This is a genomic window from Pseudomonas sp. NPDC090233 (assembly GCF_044772285.1).
Taxonomy (GTDB): Bacteria; Pseudomonadota; Gammaproteobacteria; order Pseudomonadales; family Pseudomonadaceae; genus Aquipseudomonas.
Genome location: NZ_JBIVYQ010000001.1, coordinates 301,381 through 323,463, shown reverse-complemented (window position 1 = coordinate 323,463; position 22,083 = coordinate 301,381). Strand labels below are relative to the sequence as shown.

The following is a 22,083-nucleotide window of genomic DNA, read 5'->3' as shown; positions in this document are numbered from 1 at the left end:
CCTTGGAGTCAGTCATGACCAGTGCAGCCAATTCGGCACCCCTCATAGAAAAACACACGATCGGCTACGTGCCCCCGCAAGACCGCCATGGAAAGGTTAGGGATCTGTTCACCCTGTGGTTCGGCGGCAACATCGCGCCGCTACCCATCGTCACCGGCGCACTCGGCGTGCAGCTGTTTCACCTGAACCTGGTGTGGGGCATCGTCGCCATTCTGGTCGGCCATTTGGTCGGTGGGGTGCTGATGGCGCTGCACTCGGCCCAAGGGCCACAAATGGGCATCCCGCAGATGATCCAGAGCCGCGCCCAGTTCGGCTCGCTCGGGGCGCTGCTGGTGGTGGTGATCGCCGGGGTCATGTACATCGGCTTCTTCGCCTCCAACATCGTCCTCGCCGGTAAGTCGCTGCATGGCGTGGTCGACGCCGTGCCGGTACCGGTCGGTATCGTCATCGGCGCGCTGGGTTCAGGGATCATCGGCATCATCGGCTACCGCTTCATCCACGTACTCAACCGTATCGGCACTTGGGTGCTGGGCATCGGCATCGTGGTCGGCTTTGGCTACATCTTCAGCCATGTGCAGAGCGACGACTTCCTGACCCGTGGCGGCTTCAACCTGGCCGGTTGGCTGGCCACGGTGTCGCTGGCGGCGCTGTGGCAGATTGCCTTCGCCCCCTACGTGTCGGACTACTCGCGCTATCTGCCGGCCGACGTGAAAGTCAGCTCGACCTTCTGGACCACCTACCTCGGGTCTGCCCTGGGTTCTAGCCTGTCGTTCATCTTCGGCGCCGTAGCGGTGCTGGCGATTCCGGCCGGCATGGACACTATGGACGCAGTCAAGCTGGCCACCGGCACCCTCGGCCCGGTCATGCTGGTGCTGTTCCTGCTCAGCGTGATCAGCCACAACGCCCTCAACCTGTATGGTGCGGTGCTGTCGATCATCACCTTGATCCAGACCTTCGCTTACCGCTGGATCCCCACCGCTAAGAGCCGCGCAGTGCTGTCGCTGATCGTGCTGGCGGGCTGCAGCGTGGTGGCGGTATTTGCCTCGGCAGACTTCATCGGCCATTTCGTCGACATGGTGCTGGTGCTGCTGGTGGTACTGGTGCCGTGGACAGCGATCAACCTGATCGACTTCTACGTGATCCACAAGGGCGACTACGACATCCAGTCGATTTTCAAGGTCGATGGCGGGATCTATGGGCGTTACAACCCACAGGCGCTGATTGCTTACGCCGTAGGGATCGTGGTGCAGATCCCGTTCATGAATACGCCGCTGTATGTCGGGCCGATTTCCGAACACATCAACGGGGCTGACCTATCGTGGTTGGTGGGGCTGGTGATCACTTCGCCGCTGTACTGGTGGCTGGCTAGCCGTGACAGCGCGTATCGTCGTCGGCAGAGCAGTGCCAAGCTGGCGACTGCAGCCTGAAAAACCGGGGCTGCTTTGCAGCCCCACTTATTGCATCAGTACTGGGTTTGACCCGGCACCCAAGCGGTCCCAGCCAATGGCACCCTGGCCATCGCAGCCGCCTCCACGGTCAGCGCCACCAGGTCCTCGGGATCAAGGTTGTGCAAGTGCGACTTGCCGCAAGCGCGGGCCATGGTCTGCGCTTCCAACACCAATACTCGCAGGTAGTTGGCCAGGCGGCGCCCCGCTTCTTCCGGATTCAAGCGTTTGGCCAATTCCGGGTCCTGGGTGGTGATACCGGCCGGGTCGCGGCCGTTCTGCCAGTCGTCGTAGAAGCCAGCCGCCGAGCCGATCTTCTTCAACTCGCTGTCCAGCCGCGGGTGGTTGTCGCCCAGAGCGATCAGCGCGGCGGTGCCGATGGCCACGGCATCGGCACCCAGGGCCATGGCCTTGGCCACATCGGCGCCGTTGCGGATGCCGCCTGAGACGATCAGCTGCACCTTGCGGTGCATGCCCATCTCCTGCAGCGCCTGCACGGCCTGGGGGATGGCGGGCAAGATCGGAATGCCCACATGTTCGATGAACACTTCCTGGGTCGCCGCAGTACCGCCCTGCATGCCGTCGAGCACGATGACGTCGGCACCGGCCTTGACCGCCAGTTTGACGTCGTAATAAGGACGGCTGGCGCCGATCTTCACGTAGATAGGCTTTTCCCAGTCGGTGATCTCACGCAGCTCGGCAATCTTGATCGCCAGGTCGTCCGGCCCGGTCCAGTCCGGGTGACGGCAGGCACTGCGCTGGTCGACGCCAATCGGCAGGGTGCGCATGCCGGCGACACGCTCGGTGACTTTCATGCCCAGCAGCATGCCGCCGCCACCCGGCTTGGCGCCCTGACCTAGGACGATCTCGATGGCATCGGCCTTGCGCAGGTCGTCAGGGTTCATGCCGTAGCGTGACGGCAGATACTGATACACCAAGTGCTGGGACTGGCCACGCTCCTCCGGGGTCATGCCGCCGTCGCCAGTGGTGGTGCTGGTGCCGGCAATGGTCGCGCCACGGCCCAGGGCTTCCTTGGCATTGGCCGACAGCGCACCGAAGCTCATCCCGGCAATGGTCACCGGAATTTTCAGGTGGATCGGCTTTTTGGCAAAGCGGGTGCCGAGCACCACGTCGGTGCCGCACTTTTCGCGGTAGCCTTCCAGCGGGTAGCGCGACACGCTGGCACCGAGCAGCAGCAGGTCGTCGAAGTGCGGCACGCGGCGCTTGGTACCGCCGCCGCGGATGTCGTAGATGCCGGTTTCGGCGGCACGTTGGATTTCCTGGATGGTCAGCCGGTCGAAGGTGGCCGACTCACGCAGTACCGGGGGGAATTGCTCGCTCATGGGGATGCTCCTGATCAGTACGCGCTGGCGTTGTCGACTTTGAAGTTGTACAGCTGGCGGGCCGAGCCGTAGCGTTTGAAATCGGCGGCCTTGTGTTCAAGGCCCGCGTCGTTCAGCAGCGCCTGCAGCTCTTGCAAATGTTCGGCGCGCATTTCTTTTTCGATGCAGTCCGAGCCCAGCGACTGCACCGTGCCTTTGACGTAGATGCGCACCTCGTACAACGAATCGCCCAGCGCATCCCCGGCATCGCCGCAGACTACCAGGCGCCCGGCCTGGCCCATGAAGCAGCTCATGTGGCCGATGCTGCCGCCAACCACGATGTCCACGCCCTTCATCGAAATGCCGCAGCGCGCTCCGGCATCGCCCTCGATCACCAGCAGCCCGCCATGGGCGGTGGCACCAGCGGCCTGGGAGGCGCTGCCTTTGACCCGGACAATGCCGGACATCATGTTCTCGGCCACACCCACGCCGACGTTGCCATGCACAGTGACGCTGGCCTGCTGATTCATGCCGGCGCAGTAGTAGCCGGCGTGGCCGTCGATATCCACCGACACCGCCTGATTGATGCCCACCGCCAGGTTGTGCTTGCCGTCCGGGTGGGTAACACGCCATTCGTGGTCCTGCACATCGCCATGCAAGGCCTGGTTGAGTTCGCGCACCGAGGCGCTGGAAAGGTCGATCGTTTTCATGAAGGTCTCCAGTGATTCGGCGGTGTCAGGCGCTTTCGCGCTCCCAGACGTACAAGGTGGCCGGTGCCGGTTCCCAGACCTTGGCCTTGTCGATGCCCGGCAGGCTGGCCAGGGCCTGGTATTCGGAAGCCATGGCCACGTAGTCGTCGGTTTCGGCGAGCACCGCCGGCTTGCAGGCGATCGGGTCGCGGATCACGGCAAAGCCGTTGCGGGTACCAATGGCGAAGGTGTAGAAGCCATCCAGGTCCTGCAGCGCACCATCCAACGCCTGGGCCAGGCTATCGCCCTGCTGCAGGCGCCAGGCCAGGTAGCCGGCCGCCACCTCAGTGTCGTTGTCGGTTTCGAAGCTGATGCCTTCGCGCTTGAGCGCCTGACGCAGGCGGAAGTGGTTGGACAGCGAGCCGTTGTGCACCAGGCACAGGTCGGCGCCGGTGGAGAATGGGTGGCTGCCTTCCAGGGTTACGGCACTCTCGGTGGCCATGCGGGTGTGGCCGATGATGTGGCTGCCCTTCATGCCAGCCAGGCCGAAGCGGCTGGAAATTTCCGCCGGCAAGCCCATGCCTTTGAGGATTTCGATGCTCTGACCGGCGCTCATGATGCGCACCTCTGGCGCCATTTGGTTAACAGCGTCCCGCGCAGCTGCTTCGCTGGTGTTCACCTTGAGCACGACGGCGCTGGCGTTTTGGAACCAGTCCAGCGAACAGCCCAAGCGCCCTTCCAGCTGGCCCATCAGCTCGGCCCAGGGGTAATTGATATCAGTGGCCTGCAGGGTCAGCTTGACCCAGCCATCGGCCACTTCGTCGCCATAGATAGCGAAGCCGGCGCTGTCCGGGCCACGGTCGGTCATGGCTTCGAGCATGGGCTCGAAAAGCTCGCCAAGCTGGGCCTCCAGCTCAGGTTTTTTCAAATAAAGACCTACGATTCCACACATGGTGTTGCTCCTTACTAGGCAGTGGGCGACCGTTGTCGTGCTGGCCACCCAGGGGATGGGGGCGGTCAGAAGAACTCGGTGTAGCGCTGGATTTCCCAGTCGGAGACGTGGCGGCAGTACTCCACCCACTCCATGCGCTTGAGCTTGATGAACTCGTCGACGATCTCGGCGCCGAGTACCTCGCGGAACAGTGGGTCGGCTTCCAACGCGTCGGCGGCTTCCTTCAGCGACTGCGGCAAGGTCTTGATGCCGCGTGCGGCGATTTCTTCCAGGCTCAGGTTGTAGAGGTTTTCGTTGCACATCTCGCCAGGGTCCAACTGGCGGTCGATGCCATCGAGGCCGGCGGCGATGATCGCGGCGGTGACCAGGTACGGGTTGCAGCCGGCATCCGGCAGACGGAACTCCAGGCGGCCATAGGGGATACGCACCATCGCCGAGCGATTGTTGGCGCCGTAGGCGACGAAGGCCGGTGCCCAGGTGGCGCCGGACAGCGAGCGGCCGACCACCAGGCGTTTGTACGAGTTGACCGTCGGTGCGGCGAACGCACACAGCGCCGGGCCGTGGGCCAACAGGCCTGCGGCGAAGTGATAGGCCAGCTTGGACAGGCCCATGCCGCTGCTGTCGGTGGGGTCGTGGAACAGGTTCTTGTTAGTGTTGCTGGCCAACGACAGATGGAAGTGCATGCCATTGCCGGCGCGCTTGGGGTCGGGCTTGGGCATGAACGAGCAGATCATGCCCAGGTCGTTGGCGATTTCACCCGCCGCCATGCGGAAGAAGGTGAAGCGGTCAGCGGACTCCATGGCGTCGCTGTAGGTGTAGTTGATCTCGAACTGGCCGTTGGCGTCCTCATGGTCGATCTGATAGATGTCGAAGCCGACCGGTTGCAGGGCCTCGGTCAGGCGTTCGAGGAACAGCCGCGAGCGTGACAGGCCCTTGTAGTCGTAGCACGGTTTGTCGAGGTTGTCGGAGGCGTCCACTAGCTGAAGCTTGCCCAATTCGTCACGGCGGAACAGGCTGAACTCGGGCTCAAGGCCTGTGTTCAGGGTCCAGCCCTTGTCGGCCAGGCGCTGCACTTGCTGTTGCAGCACATAGCGGCTGTCGAAGGGCCAGGGCTGGCCGTTGACATGGCCGACACACACCACGCGCCCGTAACCGGGCTGCCAAGGCACTGGAATCAAGGTGGACAGGTCGCCGCGGGCCATGAAGTCCGGGCCGTGCGGCTCCATACCCATACCGCAGATGGCGAATCCGGCGAAACCGGCCCCCTCCTCGGCCACCATCTTCAGGCCCGAGACCGGCACCGACTTGGTTTTCGCCGAGCCATGGATATCGACGAATTGCGCCAGCACGTACTTGATGCCGTACTGGTCGAGGGTGCGCTGGGTTTCTGCTGGCAACATGGGTTGAACACTCCTGGGTGAGGGGCACTAATTCCGCATGGGAAACTTACTTTCCTTATAGGAATGCAATGCGCTTGCCAACATGCGCCAGCGGTGTCCCATTCGCGGCTAAAGCCGCTCCCACAGGGGCGTGTAGATATGGGAAACTTGTTTTCATCTGAGGAAAGAAGCAGCCATCGCAGCTGCTCTTCGCACTTTCCCAGTGCGAAATCTTTATTCTTGAACTGAAACCGTGCAGGACATTCGATGCCAACCGAAACCGAACCGCGCCTTCGCCTGGAGCAATACCTGGGCCTGCAGATCAAGCGCCAACGCCAGGCGCAGTCCCTCAAGCTTGCGGATGTCGCGCGCATCGCCGGCATCAGCCAAGGCATGCTGAGCAAGATCGAGAACGCTCAGGTGTCCACCAGCCTCGACACCCTCAGCCGCCTGTGCGACGTGCTGGGCATGCCCATGGCCAAGCTGTTTAGCCAATATGACCAGCCCGATGGCAATGCACTGCTGGTCAAGGCCGGTGAAGGACTGGAAGTGGTGCGCCGCGGCACCGAGAAAGGCCATACCTACCACTTGCTCAATCACGCCAGGGGGCCGAAGAAGAATTTCGAGGCGTACATGGTGAGCATGGACGATGCCAGCGAGGAGTTTCCGACCTTCGCCCACCCCGGTACGGAGTTCCTGCATTTGTTGGAAGGGGAATTGGTGTACCGCCACGGCAACCAGCTCTACCGCATGCAGGCCGGCGACAGCCTGACCTTCGATGGCGAAACCCCACACGGCCCGGAGCAGCTGGTGCAGGTGCCGATCCGTCTACTGTCGATCATGAACTACGGCGACGAATAAGGCGGCGCGGCGCGACAATTACCGATGTCGCGATCAGACAAGCACACGTCGCCCGTGATCGGCCTCACAACGCTGTATACAGAAAGAATACACCCATCGACCAGCCCCGCGCCGTGGGCTGGTGGACGCGGTATTTGCGAGTAAGCAGCCTCGCTTCACAATTCCAACGCTGTGGCGCCTTTTTGCACCGGGCAATTCGTCCGGGCTCATAACGATAAAACTCCCAGAATTAAAGACCCGCGTCGCGCAGCCGGGAGTGTATGCGCGCGCCACATTGTGAAGACTTGACTGCCATGATCGCGACTTCAATCCCCGTAGCCGGTGCTGCCACCGGCCACCGTAACGCCCTGCTCGTTGCCCACATCGCCGCGGTGCTGTTCGGCCTGACCGGTATTCTCGGTCATCTGATCGAGGCCGACGCCAGCATCATCACCTTCGGCCGGGCTACTTTCGCCTTCATTGCCCTGGGTTTCGTCGCCGGGCTCAAAGGCACCCGCCTGCTCGACGCACTGACCTTGCGCAACCTGCCGATTCTCGGCCTGACCGGCGCCTTGCTGGCGACCCATTGGGTGACCTTCTTCATTGCCGTCAAAGTGGGCGGCGTGGCTGTGGCCACCCTGGGTTTCGCCAGCTTCCCGGCCTTCATCGCGATGATCGAACGCGGCGTGTTCGGCCAGCGCATCGGCGCCGTGCAAGGCTTGCTGCTGCTGATGGTGACGGCCGGCCTGGTCATGGTGGTGCCGTCCTTCGATCTGCTCGACAGCGGCACCGTCGGCCTGCTCTGGGGGCTGGGGTCGGGCCTGGCCTTCGCCGTGCTGACCGTGGCCAACCGCCGCAATGCGTCGAGCATGAACGCCATGCAGGTGGCCTTCTGGCAGAACGTGGTGGTGGCCGCGCTGGTCGCGCCATTCGCCTTCACCCACCTGGCCAGCACCAGCCTGAGCGGCAACGACTGGGTCAACCTGGCGCTGTTGGGCGTGTTCTGCACCGGGCTGTCGCAGTTCCTCTTCGTCAAGAGTCTTGAAGGCCTGGAGGCACGCACGGCCGGCATGATCATCGCGCTGGAGCCGGTGTACGCGATCCTCGGCGCCTGGTGGCTGTTCGGTGAGCAACCGAGCCTGCGCATGGCGGTGGGCGCCGGGCTGATCGTGCTGGCAACTATCCTCGCGGCAGCCCGCAAGGCGCCTGCCGAACAAGGAGATACCAGCCGCTGTGCACATTAATTCGCACGGCGGATCCCTGTGGGAGCGTGTCCAAAAACGCCAACTGCTCGTCCTCGACCTATTGCTGCGGATCTAGCAAAGTACATAGGCATTCCAGCGAGGAGAGCCCTATGAAAATCGCCAGTTTCGATGTCGACGCGCAAAACGGCTTCACCGCCAATGCCCCACAGGAACTGCCAGTGCCAGAGGGCAATGAAATCGCCGCCGACCTCAACGTGATGGCTTTGCGCGCCGACCTGCGTCTGGGCAGCAAGGACGCCCACCCGGCCAACGCCGCCTGGGTGGTCGCCGAACCTGGACAGATGTTGCAACCGCTGGCGCTGGCCAATGCCGACCTGACCTGGGTCAGCCACTGCGTGCCAGGCACCCCAGGCTTCGAGTTGCTGCCCGGCCTGCCCGCCCCCATCGACTACGACTACTTCGTGTGGAAAGGCGTCGAGCCCGACTTGCACCCCTACGGCGCCTGCTACCACGACCTGGCTGAGCGCCGCTCCACCGGCGTGATCGAGTACCTCAAGGTGCAACAGGTGGATACGGTAATCGTCGGCGGCCTGGCCCTGGATTATTGCGTCAAGACCACCGCCCACCAGCTGCGCCAGGCCGGCTTCCAGGTGCTGCTGTACCTGCCCGCCTGCCGGGCGCTGACCCAGGAAGGCGCCATTGCTGCCTGCGGAGCACTGGCAGCCGAAGGTGTCATCCTCTGCGGCGACGAGGCCGCGCTTGACCACCAGCTCTCTGTGATCAAGGAAGCCCGCCCATGAGCGCCAGCGTTTGTTCAAAGTGGCGTAGCCCAGCTTGTTGGGCATGAGGCTTTTACGACGCAATACATCTGGCTATTAATCCTTTCGTGCACCCCGTCCGGTAATACGAAAGTAGTGGGAGCAAGCCGCTCACAGCCAGCCTCTGAACTGTACACAGCCTTCCTGTGTGAACTTCACGAGGTGCAAGATCATGGCTAACGATCAAGGCAAAGGTGGACAACAAGGCGGCATGCCAGAGAATCCGGATCAGGTTACCAATGATCCGACTAAACAGTGGGACAAAGGCCGTCAAGGTGGCCAGACGCCGGATGACCAATGGGATAAGGATTCCCAGCGTTCAGGCGGCGCGGGTCAACAGGGTGGAATGGGCGGCCGTGGCGCGGGTAGCAAATCTGAAAGCGACCGAGAGCAAGGCATGGACCCTGGCACCCAGGTCAATGATGAAGAAGACAGCGGCATGAGCAAGGACGATCGCTGATCCCCTCAGGCCAGGGTTGCAGGAGCGCCCTGGCCCATACACAACTCCATGAACCGCGCCGCCGCTCGCGACGGCGTGGCTGCATGCGGCAACAAGATGGAAAAGCGCCGCCCCAGCGGCTCCGGCGCGATGTGCAAACGTCGTAAAGCGCCATCCTCATGCCTGATAGACATCGCCGATACAAAGCCGATGCCCATCCCCGCCCGCACCGCCTCCTTCACCCCTTCCACGCCGGCGATCTCCAGGGCCACGCGCATCGCCACACCACTACGAGCAAACGCCCGCTCGACGATCTGGCGCACGCCCGAACCGCTTTCGCGCAGTACCAACGGGTAGCTGCCAAGCGATTCCAGGGTCTGTTGTTCATCAGCCGCCAGCGGATGCCCGCTGGGCACGATGGCGACGATCTCGTCCTCGCGCCACGGCGTCACCCCGGTGCCCAGCGGCAGTTCCTGGCCGGGTGGACCTTCGATCAAGGCGATATCGACGCTGTCCAGCGCCGCGACGATTTCGGCTGTATTGCCGTGGGAAGTGGACACCACTACTTCGGGATAACGCGCATGGAAGTCGGCAATCAAATACGGCAACAGGTAACTGGCAGGCGTGGTGCTGGCGCCGATCCGCAACGTGCCACGCTCCAGCCCGCGCATGGCTTCGCGCAACGCCTGGGCCTGGCGAAAGGTTTCGCGCAGGCGCTCGGCGTGAGCCAACAACTGTTCACCTGCCGCCGTGAGCCGCACGCCTCGCCCGGCGCGCTGATAAAGGGGCTCGCCAAACGCTTCCTGCAGCAGTTTGAGCTGGCCGGAAACAGCCGGCTGCGACAGATGCAGGGCCAGGGCCGCATGGCTGATGTTGCCATGCTCGGCAACGGTGGCGAACGTTATCAGTTGTTCCGGGGTCATTTCTTCAAAATATCAGCTGTGCGGATACTTGGCATCCTGAATTACGATTTTTTATAAGCTTATAACCAAAATAAAATAGGCCCTGTCGAAACACCTTTTCCGGAGGACTCACATGGCCACGGTTCCGTCCAACCCCGCCTTTGCCCCTACCCTCTCCACCCGAGGGCGGCTGAACGGCATTCTGTTCGTCGCGCTGTTCGCGTTCGCGGTCACCCAACTGGCCGCACTGCCTGCCATTACCAACCTGGGCATCAGCCCACTGATCGTCGGTATCGTCGCTGGCGCCTTGTACGGCAATGCCCTGCGCGACGGCGTACCCGCCAGCTGGGCAGCCGGCATCAACTTCTCTGCGCGCGGCCTGCTGCGCATCGCCGTGGCGTTCTTTGGCCTGCGCGTCAGCCTGCAGGAAATCGCCGAAGTCGGCTGGTCCGGCCTGACGGTGTCGCTGCTGGTGGTGGTCAGCACCCTGTTGATCGGCCTGTGGTGTGGCATGAAAGTGCTCAAGCTCGACCGCGACACCGCTCTGCTGACCGCTGCCGGCAGCGCGATCTGCGGCGCCGCTGCGGTGCTGGCATTCGAGTCGGCCTTGCGCAGCGCCCCGCATAAAAGCGCCATGGCCGTCGGCAGCGTGGTTCTGTTTGGCACCCTGTCGATGTTCCTATACCCGCTGGCGATCAATGCCGGCTGGTTGCACCTGGATACCCTGGGCGCCGGCCTGTTCCTCGGCGGCACCATTCACGAAGTGGCGCAGGTGGTGGGCGCGGCGAGCAACGTCAGCCCTGAGGCGACGCACATCGCCACCATCGTCAAGATGACCCGTGTAATGCTGCTGGTGCCGGTACTGCTGGTGGTCGGCCTGTGGATCAGCCGCTCGCGCCAGCCAGGCCAGGCCCAAGGCAACGGCCGCATCGCCATGCCCTGGTTCGCCTTCGGCTTCCTCGGCCTGGTGCTGATGAACTCGCTGCAGGTGCTGCCGGGCAGCGTGACCCAGGTGGTCAACAACCTCGACACCTTCGCCCTGACCATGGCCATGACCGCGCTGGGCATGGAAACCCGCTTCAGCCAGATCCGCCAGGCCGGCCCTCGGGCGCTGGTCACTGGGGCGATTCTCAACCTGTGGCTGCTGGGTGGCGGCATGGCGATTACGCTGGGTGTGCAAAAGCTGTTCGCATGACTTATGGTGTTGGAAAGAAGGATGTTTTACCTGCACAGGAAAGACTTAGATGCCCCAACGCCATGTCATCAATGCATCCGTCAGCCCCAAAGGCAGCCTGGAGACGCTGTCGCAACGTGAAGTCCAGCAACTGAGCGAAGTCGGTACCGGTACGCTCTACACCCTGTTCCGCCAGTGCGCCCTGGCCATCCTCAATACCGGCGCGCACGTCGACAATGCCAAGACCATCCTCGAAGCCTACAAGGACTTCGAGGTACGTATCCACCAGCAAGACCGTGGCGTGCGCCTGGAGCTGCTGAACGCGCCGGGCGATGCCTTCGTCGATGGCGAAATGATCGCCAGCACCCGCGAGATGCTGTTCAGCGCCCTGCGCGACATCGTCTACACCGAAAGCGAGCTGGCCAGCCAGCGCATCGACCTGGAAAGTTCCCAGGGCATCACCGACTACGTCTTCCACCTGCTGCGCAACGCCCGCACCCTGCGCCCGGGCGTGGAGCCGAAAATGGTGGTGTGCTGGGGCGGCCACTCGATCAGCAGCGAGGAGTATCAGTACACCAAGAAGGTCGGCCACGAGCTGGGCCTGCGCAAGCTGGACGTCTGCACCGGTTGCGGCCCTGGCGTGATGAAAGGCCCGATGAAGGGCGCGACCATCGCCCACGCCAAGCAGCGCATGCACGGCAGCCGCTACCTGGGCCTGACCGAGCCAGGCATCATCGCCGCCGAGGCGCCCAACCCAATCGTCAACGAACTGGTGATCCTGCCGGACATCGAGAAGCGCCTGGAAGCCTTCGTCCGTGTCGGCCACGGCATCATCATCTTCCCCGGCGGCGCCGGTACCGCCGAAGAGTTTCTCTACCTGCTGGGCATCCTCATGCACCCGGACAACCAGGACCTGCCCTTCCCGGTGGTGCTGACCGGGCCGCGCAGTGCCGAGCCGTTCCTGCTACAGCTGCACGCCTTCGTCGGCGCCACCCTTGGCGAAGCTGCCCAGCGCCATTATCAGATCATCATCGACGACCCGGCCGAGGTGGCGCGGCACATGGTCGAAGGGCTCAAGGAGGTCAAGCAGTTCCGCCGCGAGCGCAACGACGCCTTCCACTTCAACTGGCTGCTGAAGATCGACGAGGGCTTCCAGCACCCGTTCGACCCGACCCACGCCAACATGGCCGAACTGGCCCTGCGCCGCGAGTTGCCACCGCACGAACTGGCCGCCAACCTGCGCCGGGCGTTTTCCGGGATCGTCGCGGGTAACGTCAAGGACAAGGGCATCCGCCTGATCGAAGAGCACGGGCCGTATCAGATCCGTGGCGACAATGCGGTGTTGGAGCCGTTGGGGCGCCTGTTGCAGGCGTTCGTCGACCAGCACCGGATGAAATTGCCAGGTGGCGCGGCATATGTGCCCTGCTATCAGGTAGTAACCTGATGTGGGAGCGGCTTTAGCCGCGAAGCAAGCGACGCTGGCGGATGGCACAGGCTTCGCCAGTGTTCGCGGCTGAAGCCGCTCCTACGAGGGTCAGCCCGCATTCTTTTACCTGACCGGGCTCACCTCGGTCCGGTCAACCAGCCGAATGCTGTCACGCCCACCGCGTTTGGACTGATACAGCGCCACATCCCCCTGCTCGATCAACGCCGCCAGGCTCGCCGGCGGCTGGTCGAACAGGCTCGCGCCAATACTCAGAGTCACCGCCTGCGGGGTGGGCATGGCCTGCTCGGCAAATTGCTGGAACTGGCCGCGCAACACACTGCCCAGCTCCACCACCCGCTCACTGCTGGCATCGCGCAGCAGAATGACGAACTCATCGCCCCCCAGCCGCGCAGCCAGTGCCCGCTCCGGCAGCACCGTGCGGATCATTTCGCTCAGCGCGACAAGCAAGCGGTCACCGGCGGCGTGGCCGTGCAGGTCGTTGACCAGCTTGAAGTTGTCGATGTCGATCAGCAGCAAGGCGCCAGGCCGGGCCGGGCTCACATCTTTGAACAGGTGCGTGGCGCGAACCTCCAGGGCGCGGCGGTTGTACAGTGCCGTCAATGGATCGCGCGCGGCCAGGCGGGCAATCCGCTCTTCACGGCGGTAGCGCACGGTGCCGGTCATCGACAGGGCGATCAGCATGATGGCCATGGCGCCTTCGACCAGCGATATCTGGATGATCAGGCCGCCGAAGGTCGCCAGGTCGATCAGCGTGCCGGGGGTGATCGCGATGACCGCCTTGGCCACGTAGAACAGGCCATGGATCATCAGTACATAACGCAACTGCGCTGCCCCCACACTCAACGACTTGCCGTGCGGGCGCAGCAGCAGGCTGCCCTTGAGCGTGAGCAGCGCCACCAGCAGCGAGTTGGCCATCAGCATGACTTTCGACCACTGCGGCCCCGGTGGCAGCAGCAGCAAGGCGAACCACAGCGGCACGATCAACAACCATGCCCGAGACAGCCGGGTCTGGGTAAACCGCACCACGCCCAGCAGGAAGAACGCATGCGCCACCACCAGCAGCCCGTTGGCGAACCAGATACCGATCAGCAGCAAACCAATGCCGCGCAGCAGGGCCAGGGTCGAGCCGATGGTGATGGTGGCGAACCCCGCGCTCCAGTAGAGCAGCGAGGATTCGCGGACGCTGCGCCACTCGATCGCCTGGTACAGGGCTGCGGCGGCAGCCAGGGCGATGGTAATGGTGAGCATCGTGGGTGGATCAAGCGCCATGAAAGTGTTGGCCTATCTGGTTAACGTGGAAAACGGCTGATTGTATTCGTTTGCCATGACTTTTCAGAGAGGTAATAACGGCTCAAAGCACCCGCTTGATCAACGGTTCCAGGCGGCTGAAACGCAGACGGCGCAGGAGCTTGCGCACTTCCTTGGGATGTTCTGCCTTGACCCCCAGTTGTTCGGCCGAAGCGATCTTCGGCGCATGCCGGCGAATGCCTTCCAGTTCGACCTCGCGCTGCACAGTCCACTGGCCTTGCGGGTCGTCGATCAGCAAGCCGTTTTCCAGGTCCAGGTTGAAACCGCGCGGGTTGAGATTGTTGCCGGTCAACAGCGAAAAACGCTGGTCGACCCACACGCCCTTGGCATGAAAGGTGTGCCCCGGGTCGTTCCAGATCCGCACCGTCAACTGGCCGCTGGCAATACCGGCCTGGCGTCGCCGGGCAAAGGCGCGCAGATTGTCTTCGTAAAGGTAAGGCAACGCGCCACTGGCACTGAACGGCTCACCGGGCGCGATATAGAAGTCGTTGGCGGTACGATCACCGACGATCAACTCGACCCGCACCCCACGGTCCAGCGCATGGTCGATCTCGCGCATCACCACCCGAGGCGGGTTGAAATACGGCGTACTGATGATGACCTGCGAACGGGCAGCCGCCAGCAGCGCACACAGGGCGCGGTTGAGGGGGTTGCCACGGCCGACGCCGAGCAACGGCACCACCCGCAGGCCCTGCCCCGGTGCCGCGGCCGGCGCGTCATAGGCCATGCGCCGCAACCGCGCGCGCAGGCGGCGGATATCGCCGCGCAGGTTACGGGTTTCGGGTGGGGCAGGCAGGTCCAGGCGCGGTGTGGCGGTGTGGTGCAGCAGCCGGCGCACCAGGTCGACCATCGAATCGGCCAGCCCCGGCGACTGGAACAGGTGGTAGCGGTCCAGGCGGTAGCGGTCGAACCGATGCAGGTAGACATTGTTGAGGCTGGCGCCCGTGTAGATCACGCAGTCATCGATCACGCTGCCTTTGAGGTGCAGCACGCCGAACAGCTCGCGGGTTTGTACCGGCACGCCATGGATTACCACATCCAGCCCGCGCAGCTGGCGCTGGGCCTGGTACCAGGCGGCATTGCCCGGCTGACGCCCCGCCCCCAGCAGGCCGCGCCGGGCGCGGAACCAGTCGACCACGATGACGATCTCAAGGCCCGGCCGCGCGGCCTTGGCCTGATACAAGGCATCGAGCACTTCCTGTCCGGCCTCGTCTTCCTGCAGGTACAGGGCAACGATGACGATTCGCCGGGTTGCCGTGGCGATGCGCTCAAGCAGGCAGGTACGGTAGGCCGCGGCATCAGGTAGTACCTGGATCGCCTCAGGGGCGATGGCGAAACCTGGCAGCGCCGTCAGCATGGATTCGGGGTTCAAATATAGTCACCTTTGTCTGCAATCAGGTCCGTCCTGGCGGTCACGCTGATTGTAGTGCTCCCATTCGCGGGCAAGCCCGCTGCCACAGGTACAGTGCCATATTTTGCCCTGGCACTGTACCTGTGGCAGCGGGCTTGCCCGCGAAAAGGGGTGCAGAGCACCCCGGTTGTTGCTATTTCAGATCGAAGCGATCGAGCTCCATCACTTTCACCCAAGCCGCGACGAAGTCCTTGACGAACTTGTCCTTGCCGTCGCTGCTGCCATACACCTCGCTCAGCGCCCGCAACTGGGCATGCGAGCCGAACACCAGGTCGACACGGCTGCCCGTCCACTTCACCTGGCCGGTCTTGCGATCCCGGCCTTCGAAGGCTTCGTTGTCATCCGTCGTCGGCTTCCACTCCACGCCCATGTCCAGCAGGTTGCGGAAGAAGTCGTTGCTCAGGGTGCCCGGCTTGTCGGTGAACACGCCGTGCTTGCTGCCGCCATGGTTGGCACCCAGCACCCGCAGGCCGCCAATCAGCGCAGTCAGTTCGGGGGCGGTGAGAGTCAGCAGCTGGGCTTTGTCCAGCAGCAGTTTCTCGGCCTTGACGCTGTACCGGGCCTTGGTGAAGTTGCGGAAGCCGTCGGCGAGCGGTTCGAGTACGGCGAACGACTCGACATCGGTCTGCTCCTGAGAAGCGTCGACACGGCCTGGCCGGAACCCCACGCTGCCACTGTAACCGGCGTCCTTGGCCGCCTTCTCGACAGCGGCGGTACCGGCCAGCACGATCAGGTCGGCCAGGGACACCTTCTTGCCACCGCTGTTGAACTCACCCTGGATTTTTTCCAGCGCCGCCAGCACCTTGTCAACGCCCTGGTTGGCAGCCCAGCCCTTCTGCGGTGCCAAACGCAGACGGGCGCCATTGGCCCCGCCACGTTTGTCAGAGCCGCGGAAGGTCGAGGCGGAAGCCCATGCCGTGGAGACCAGCTCGCCCACGCTCAGGCCCGAAGCCAGGATCTTGGACTTGAGCGCAGCGATATCCTGCTCGCTCAGCGGTGCCTGGTCGGCTTTGGGCAGCGGGTCTTGCCACAGCAGTTCTTCATTGGGCATTTCCGGGCCAAGATAACGCGCCAGCGGGCCCATGTCGCGATGGATCAGCTTGTACCAGGCCCTCGCAAAGGCATCCGCCAACTGCTCGGGGTTGTCCTTGAAGCGCCGAGCGATCGGCTCGTAGATCGGATCGAAACGCAGTGCCAGGTCGGAGGTGAGCATGGACGGCGCGTGTTTTTTGCCCGGGTCGTGGGCATCCGGCACGGTACCCGCACCTTTGCCCTCTTTGGGCCGCCACTGGTGGGCGCCGGCCGGGCTCTTTGTCAATTCCCATTCGAAATTGAACAGGTTGTTGAGGTACTCATTGCTCCACTGGGTCGGCGTCGAGGTCCAGGTCACTTCGAGGCCACTGGTGATGGTATCAGCGCCCTTTCCGCTGCCGAGCTTGTTGGGCCAACCCAGGCCCTGCAGCTCCAGGCCTGCTGCTTCTGGCTCGGGGCCAACGTTGTCGGCCGGGCCAGCGCCATGGGTCTTGCCGAAGGCATGGCCACCGGCGATCAGGGCCACGGTTTCTTCGTCGTTCATGGCCATGCGGCCGAAGGTTTCGCGGATATCCTTGCCCGATTTCACCGGGTCGGGCTCGCCTTCCGGGCCTTCCGGGTTGACGTAAATGAGGCCCATCTGCACGGCGGCCAGCGGATTTTCCAGGTTGCGCTCGGCGCTGAGGTCGCGGCTCTGTTCCTCGGGATGTTTCTCCGGCTCCGCAACCAGGTCACCCTGCCCTGGCGGCTGTGCCTTGACCTGCTCTTTGCCATAGCGAGTGTCCCCGCCCAGCCAGACTTTTTCCGAGCCCCAGTACACGTCTTCGTCCGGCTCCCAGACATCGGCGCGGCCGCCGGAGAAGCCGAAGGTCTTGAAGCCCATCGACTCCAGGGCAACGTTGCCGGTGAGTACGATCAGGTCGGCCCAGGAGATCTTGTTGCCGTACTTCTGCTTGATCGGCCACAGCAGGCGCCGGGCCTTGTCCAGGCTGACGTTGTCGGGCCAGCTGTTGAGCGGGGCGAAACGCTGCTGGCCAGAACCGGCGCCGCCACGCCCATCGCCGATGCGATAGGTGCCGGCGCTGTGCCAGGCCATGCGGATGAACAACGGGCCATAGTGGCCGAAGTCGGCCGGCCACCAGTCCTGGGAGTCGGTCATCAAGGCGGTCAGGTCTTGTTTCAACGCCTGGAAGTCGAGGCTCTTGAACGCCTTGGCATAGTCGAAGTCCGGGTCGGGGCTGGACTTGGACGAGTGTTGGTGGAGGATTCTGAGGTTGAGCTGGTCAGGCCACCAGTCACGGTTGGTGGTGCCGCCACCTGCGGTTTGATGGAACGGGCATTTCGATTCGTTCGACATCTGCTGTTACCTTTGGGTCGGTTATCCAGATTTCCGGTCTATGCCAGGTGTTCTTTCAGCCGAGCACATGGGCTCATGCCTACCCCTCATCAGGTCAGGTCGGTCACGGTCACAGGGCCAGAGTCAAGACTAGTCGAGCTTGGGCAGACTTCTAATAGAGTGGCTATTGGGGGGTGATAGGTTGGCTCTGTCACAGGCCCGCACATCCATACAAGGCACAAGGGCCGGCGCCATGCTTCAATACACCGCCCTCCCCTCTACCCCGTGAGTCAAGCCCATGAACCGCAACGACCTGCGCCGCGTCGACATGAACCTGCTGGTGCTTTTCGAAGCCCTGATGATCGAACGCAACCTCACCCGCGTCGGCGAAAAGCTGTTCATCACCCAGTCCACCGTCAGCGCCGCCCTCGCCCGCCTGCGCGAGCTGTTCGACGACCCGCTGCTGATCCGCAGCGGCCGCGCCATGGAGCCGACCCCGCGGGCGATGCAGATTTTCGCCGAGCTTGGCCCGGCCATGGATGTGATCTCATCGGCAATCAGCCGCGCACGGGAATTCGACCCGGCCAACAGCTGCAACGTATTCCGCCTGGGGCTCTCTGACGATGCCGAATTTGGGCTGTTCCCAGCCCTGCTGCAGGCCCTGCGCGAAGAAGCACCGGAGATCAGCGTGGTGGTGCGCCGGGCCAACTTCCTGCTGATGCCCAGCCTGCTGGCCAGCGGCGAGATCTCGGTTGGCGTCAGCTACACCACCGACCTGCCCGCCACCGCCAAGCGCCGCAAACTACGCGACATCGGCGTGCGCGTGCTGCGCGCCGACGACCGCCCAGGCCCGCTGACGCTCGACGAATACTGCGCTAGGCCGCATGTGATGGTGTCGTTCTCCGGTGACATGAGCGGCAATATCGACCTGGACCTGGCGCGCATCGGCCGCTGTCGCAAAGTAGTGCTGGCGGTCCCACAGTTCGGCAGCCTGCGCGCCTTGCTGCGCAACACCGAGATGATCGCCACCGTACCGGACTACGCCGCCTGCGCCCTGGCCGACGACGGTAGCTTGCGCGCCGATCCCGCGCCGTTCGAGATCACCGAGGCGGAGCTGTCGATGGTCTGGAGCGGTGCCCAGGACAACGACCCGGCAGAGCGCTGGCTGCGCGAGCGAATTCTGCAGTTCATGGCCCGGTAGCGGTTCATTTACTGCGCTGCATCCAGGCCGCACCCAGCCCACTCAAGCAGATGATGGCGATCCCCGCCAGGCTCGCGCTGTCCGGCACCTGGCCGTAGATCAGCAGCCCCAGCAGCCCGGCAAATACGATCTGGCAGTAGCTGAACGGTGCCAACAATGCGGGCGCGGCATGGCGGAACGCCTGGGTCAGCAGCAAGTGCGCGCTCATGCCGAAGCCGCCCAGCGCCAGCATCAGTAGCGCATGGTCCCAACGCGGCAGTTCCCAGAAGAATGGCACCAGCGCGCTCATCACCAGGGTGTTGCACAGCCCGGCGTAGAAATTGCTGGTGGTCGGGCTGTCGTAGGCCGAAAGGATGCGCGTCAGTAACTGATAAAAGCAGAACCCCAGCGCCGAACCGAACGGGTAGAGGATGGCCGGTGTAAACATCGCACCGCCGGGGTGCACCACCACCAGCACACCGATGAAGCCCAGCACCACCGCCACCCACTGCCCTACGCTCACCCGCTCCTTGAGCAACGGTGCCGACAGCGCGGTGACCAGCACCGGGGCGAGGAAGTTGACCGATGTCGCCTCGGCCAGCGGCAGGTATTGCAGGCCGGTGGTGAACAGCAGGCTGGTGCTGAGCAGGCTCAACGCACGCAAGGTTTGCAGCACTGGGCGCCGGGTGCGCAGCACATTGAGGCCGGACTTGGGCAGGAAGATCCCGGCCATCAGCAGGGTGTGCACCACATAGCGGGCCCACACCACCATGACGATCGGGTACAGGCCACCGAGGAACTTGGACAAGGCATCGTGGCTGGCGAACAGGAACGTCGCCACCACCACCAGGACGATGCCGCGCAGGGGGTGGTTGACTCCGGACAGCGGTGTGCTGGAACTCATGGCGTTCTCGATGGCGGCGCGGCGGCATGCTGCGCCAGGTGAAGGCAGGTGCGACAGCAGGGATTCTAGAAGAGATACGACGACTTGAGGAAGGTCAATTGACGCGCTGGTTCAGGGCACGGTGTTTTCCGTTCGCTGATCGACCAGTTTCTGCTCCCGTATGGGCTGCAAAGCAGCCCCATTGACCCCTCAGCCCGCCACTGCCACCTGTTTCAACCGCTCTCCCGCCGGCACCGGCCGCCCATACAGATACCCCTGGAAGTGCGAGCACCCTTCCGCCCTCAGCCGCTGCATCTGCTCTTCAGACTCGACGCCTTCGGCCGTGGTCTTGATCATCAGGCTGTTGGACAGCTCGGTGATTGCACGAATGATCGACATCGCCTCCCGGCTGTCGCACATGTCATGCACGAACGACTTGTCGATCTTGATTCGGTCGAAGGGGAACGAACGCAGGTAACCCAGGGACGAATACCCGGTGCCGAAATCATCCAGCGAAATCGACACGCCCAGGTCCTTCAATGCACGCAAGGTGCGCACGTTCTCTTCGCTGTTGCCGAGCAATACCGATTCAGTGATTTCCAGCTCCAGGCGCCGTGCCGGCAAACCAGAATCGGCCAGGGCCAGGGCCACGGTATGCACCAGGTTGGCATTCTTGAACTGCACCGGTGACAGGTTGACCGACACCGTCTGCTCACTGTCCCAAGTGGCCGCCTCCTGGCACGCCAGGTTCAGCGCGCGGATACCCAACTCGTGAATCAGCCCGGTTTCCTCGGCAATGGGAATGAAGTCCATCGGCATGACCATGCCCCGGGTCGGATGCTCCCAGCGCAGCAACGCCTCGTAACCGGTCACGCTGCTGGTCTGCTGATCCACCACAGGCTGGTAGTGCAGATGCAACTGGCCCAAATGCAAGGCAGTGCGCAGGTCGGTTTCAACTAAACGGCGCTGGCGCGCGGCGACATCCAGTTCAACCTGGAAACACTCGTACCGGTTGCGACCGTTGCGCTTGGCCTCGTACAGCGCCATGTCGGCATAGCCCAGCAGTTGCTCGGCCTGTTCGTTGTCATCGGGCGCGATGGCGATGCCGATGCTCACGCCCACGGTGAACTGGTGGCCCTCGATCTGAAAGGGCGGGCAGACCGCGTCGATCAGACGCTGCGCGGTATTGCAGGCGGCCTCGCGGTTATCCAGGTGGGTCAGCACCACGGCGAACTCGTCGCCGCCCAGGCGGGCCAGGGTGTCGTGTTCACGCAACTCGCGGCGCAAGCGCTTGCCCAGGGCGCGCAGCAGCTTGTCGCCGAAGGCATGGCCGAGGGAGTCGTTGATGTTCTTGAAATTGTCCAGGTCCAGGCACAACGCGGCGGTCAGCTTGTCGCCCTCGTGGCCGCGCACCAGCGCCTGCTTGAGGCGCTCATTGAATAGCGTGCGGTTGGGCAGGCCGGTCAGCGCGTCGTGGTGCGCCATGTGGTGGATCTGCGCGTGGGCAGCCAGCTCTTCGGTAGCGTCTTCGGCGATGAACAGCACATAGTCGGCCTGCCCTTCGCGGTGCTGGCTGAGCAGCGCACGGCTGCGCAGCGTACGCGGTCCGCAGGCGGTATCGACCCGGGTTTCAGCGGCGTAGCCCTTGGCATTGCGGGCGCCGCGGCTGAGCTGTTGCTCCAGGTAGTCAGCGGCAGCCGGTGCCAGGCAGTGGCCTGGCAGCTGGCCAATCATGCTGCTGCCACGCCCGCCAAACAGGCGTTCGGCCTGCTGGTTGGCCAGCAGGATGCGTTGGCTTTCCAGGTCCTGGACGATGACACTGGCGGGAATGTTGGCGATCACCGAATCGAGGAACTGCGACAGCTTGGCCATTTCCTGGCTGTATTGCTCGGCCAGTTCCTTGGCCTGCAACAGCTCCAGCTCTTGCTGACGGCGCTCGGAAATATCGCGGGTGACTTTGGCGAAGCCGACCAGCTGGCCGTTGTCATCGCGCACGGCATCGATCACCACATGGGCGTGGAAGGCCGTGCCGTCCTTGCGCAGACGCGAGCCGATTTCCTCGAAGCGGCCGGTGTTACGTGCCTGCTCCAGGTTCTGCTCGGGCAGGCCGGCGGCGCGCTCGGATTCGCTGTAGAACAGCGAATAATGCTTGCCGACGATTTCGTCGGCGAGGTAGCCCTTGGCCCGCTGGGCGCCAGGGTTCCAGTTGGCGACAATACCGTCGGGGGTGAGCATGTAGATGGCATAGTCCACCACGCTCTGGATCAACAGCCGGTACATGATGTCGGGGCTTGCGACTAGCGACATGAAATTTCCCTGAA

General features: G+C 63.5%; 18 protein-coding genes. 8 read left to right on the top strand and 10 right to left on the bottom strand.

Annotated elements, in window-relative coordinates; translation table 11 throughout:
- Window positions 1–14 precede the first annotated feature (14 nt).
- Entirely contained in the window at window positions 15–1,427 is a 1,413-nt protein-coding gene (locus tag ACIQUF_RS01730) for a purine-cytosine permease family protein (protein WP_403127442.1), read from the top strand.
- A gap of 35 nt (window positions 1,428–1,462) precedes the next feature.
- Here the strand turns inward: ACIQUF_RS01730 and ACIQUF_RS01725 are convergent, their stop codons facing one another.
- From ACIQUF_RS01725 to glnT, 4 genes are all read right to left on the bottom strand, one after another.
- Complete coding sequence (locus tag ACIQUF_RS01725; RefSeq protein ID WP_403127439.1) at window positions 1,463–2,788, bottom strand: FMN-binding glutamate synthase family protein; 1,326 nt, start codon at window positions 2,786–2,788, stop codon at window positions 1,463–1,465.
- A 14-nt stretch (window positions 2,789–2,802) separates the two neighbouring features.
- On the bottom strand, window positions 2,803–3,477 hold the full coding sequence (locus ACIQUF_RS01720) for a protein glxC (RefSeq protein ID WP_403127436.1): 675 nt from the start codon (window positions 3,475–3,477) through the stop codon (window positions 2,803–2,805).
- A 25-nt stretch (window positions 3,478–3,502) separates the two neighbouring features.
- Window positions 3,503–4,408 (bottom strand): glutamine amidotransferase family protein, encoded by a 906-nt coding sequence (locus ACIQUF_RS01715; protein ID WP_403127433.1) that lies wholly within the window; start codon window positions 4,406–4,408, stop codon window positions 3,503–3,505.
- 65 nt (window positions 4,409–4,473) lie between these two features.
- Window positions 4,474–5,808: a type III glutamate--ammonia ligase gene (gene glnT, locus ACIQUF_RS01710; RefSeq protein ID WP_403127430.1), complete on the bottom strand. Its 1,335-nt coding sequence runs from the start codon at window positions 5,806–5,808 to the stop codon at window positions 4,474–4,476.
- Between the two features lie 246 nt (window positions 5,809–6,054).
- Here glnT and ACIQUF_RS01705 point away from each other — a divergent pair, with 246 nt between their 5' ends.
- From ACIQUF_RS01705 to ACIQUF_RS01690, 4 genes are all read left to right on the top strand, one after another.
- Entirely contained in the window at window positions 6,055–6,648 is a 594-nt protein-coding gene (locus ACIQUF_RS01705) for a helix-turn-helix domain-containing protein (protein WP_403127427.1), read from the top strand.
- 293 nt (window positions 6,649–6,941) lie between these two features.
- Window positions 6,942–7,871: a DMT family transporter gene (locus tag ACIQUF_RS01700; protein ID WP_403127424.1), complete on the top strand. Its 930-nt coding sequence runs from the start codon at window positions 6,942–6,944 to the stop codon at window positions 7,869–7,871.
- A 110-nt stretch (window positions 7,872–7,981) separates the two neighbouring features.
- Window positions 7,982–8,632, top strand: coding sequence for an isochorismatase family protein (locus tag ACIQUF_RS01695; RefSeq protein WP_403127422.1), 651 nt, complete (start codon window positions 7,982–7,984; stop codon window positions 8,630–8,632).
- A gap of 190 nt (window positions 8,633–8,822) precedes the next feature.
- The gene (locus ACIQUF_RS01690; RefSeq protein WP_403127419.1) at window positions 8,823–9,110 is read left to right on the top strand and encodes a stress-induced protein; all 288 of its coding nucleotides are present in this window, start codon (window positions 8,823–8,825) and stop codon (window positions 9,108–9,110) included.
- Window positions 9,111–9,115: 5 nt separating this feature from the next.
- Here the strand turns inward: ACIQUF_RS01690 and ACIQUF_RS01685 are convergent, their stop codons facing one another.
- Window positions 9,116–10,012 carry a LysR family transcriptional regulator gene (locus tag ACIQUF_RS01685; RefSeq protein ID WP_403127416.1) on the bottom strand — a complete coding sequence of 299 codons (897 nt, stop codon included), beginning with the start codon at window positions 10,010–10,012 and terminating at the stop codon, window positions 9,116–9,118.
- A gap of 112 nt (window positions 10,013–10,124) precedes the next feature.
- On the opposite strand from ACIQUF_RS01685, the gene ACIQUF_RS01680 reads away from it, so the two are divergent.
- Window positions 10,125–11,186 carry a YeiH family protein gene (locus ACIQUF_RS01680; RefSeq protein WP_403127413.1) on the top strand — a complete coding sequence of 354 codons (1,062 nt, stop codon included), beginning with the start codon at window positions 10,125–10,127 and terminating at the stop codon, window positions 11,184–11,186.
- A 49-nt stretch (window positions 11,187–11,235) separates the two neighbouring features.
- Entirely contained in the window at window positions 11,236–12,609 is a 1,374-nt protein-coding gene (gene ppnN, locus ACIQUF_RS01675; RefSeq protein ID WP_403127410.1) for a nucleotide 5'-monophosphate nucleosidase PpnN, read from the top strand.
- 105 nt (window positions 12,610–12,714) lie between these two features.
- On the opposite strand, the gene ACIQUF_RS01670 is transcribed toward ppnN, so the two are convergent.
- The 3 genes from ACIQUF_RS01670 to katG form a co-directional block, all read right to left on the bottom strand.
- Window positions 12,715–13,881, bottom strand: coding sequence for a GGDEF domain-containing protein (locus tag ACIQUF_RS01670; RefSeq protein WP_403127408.1), 1,167 nt, complete (start codon window positions 13,879–13,881; stop codon window positions 12,715–12,717).
- Window positions 13,882–13,963: 82 nt separating this feature from the next.
- Window positions 13,964–15,292 carry a CDP-diacylglycerol--serine O-phosphatidyltransferase gene (gene pssA / locus ACIQUF_RS01665; RefSeq protein ID WP_403127405.1) on the bottom strand — a complete coding sequence of 443 codons (1,329 nt, stop codon included), beginning with the start codon at window positions 15,290–15,292 and terminating at the stop codon, window positions 13,964–13,966.
- Window positions 15,293–15,464: 172 nt separating this feature from the next.
- On the bottom strand, window positions 15,465–17,720 hold the full coding sequence (katG, locus tag ACIQUF_RS01660) for a catalase/peroxidase HPI (RefSeq protein ID WP_403127395.1): 2,256 nt from the start codon (window positions 17,718–17,720) through the stop codon (window positions 15,465–15,467).
- Between the two features lie 277 nt (window positions 17,721–17,997).
- Between katG and ACIQUF_RS01655 the strand changes: the two genes are divergently transcribed.
- A complete protein-coding gene (locus ACIQUF_RS01655; RefSeq protein ID WP_400794787.1) occupies window positions 17,998–18,900 on the top strand; it encodes a LysR family transcriptional regulator in 903 nt (300 codons plus the stop codon).
- A gap of 4 nt (window positions 18,901–18,904) precedes the next feature.
- On the opposite strand, the gene ACIQUF_RS01650 is transcribed toward ACIQUF_RS01655, so the two are convergent.
- Window positions 18,905–19,783 (bottom strand): DMT family transporter, encoded by an 879-nt coding sequence (locus ACIQUF_RS01650; RefSeq protein ID WP_403127391.1) that lies wholly within the window; start codon window positions 19,781–19,783, stop codon window positions 18,905–18,907.
- A 189-nt stretch (window positions 19,784–19,972) separates the two neighbouring features.
- Window positions 19,973–22,069 carry a putative bifunctional diguanylate cyclase/phosphodiesterase gene (locus ACIQUF_RS01645; protein ID WP_403127388.1) on the bottom strand — a complete coding sequence of 699 codons (2,097 nt, stop codon included), beginning with the start codon at window positions 22,067–22,069 and terminating at the stop codon, window positions 19,973–19,975.
- Window positions 22,070–22,083: the final 14 nt, after the last annotated feature.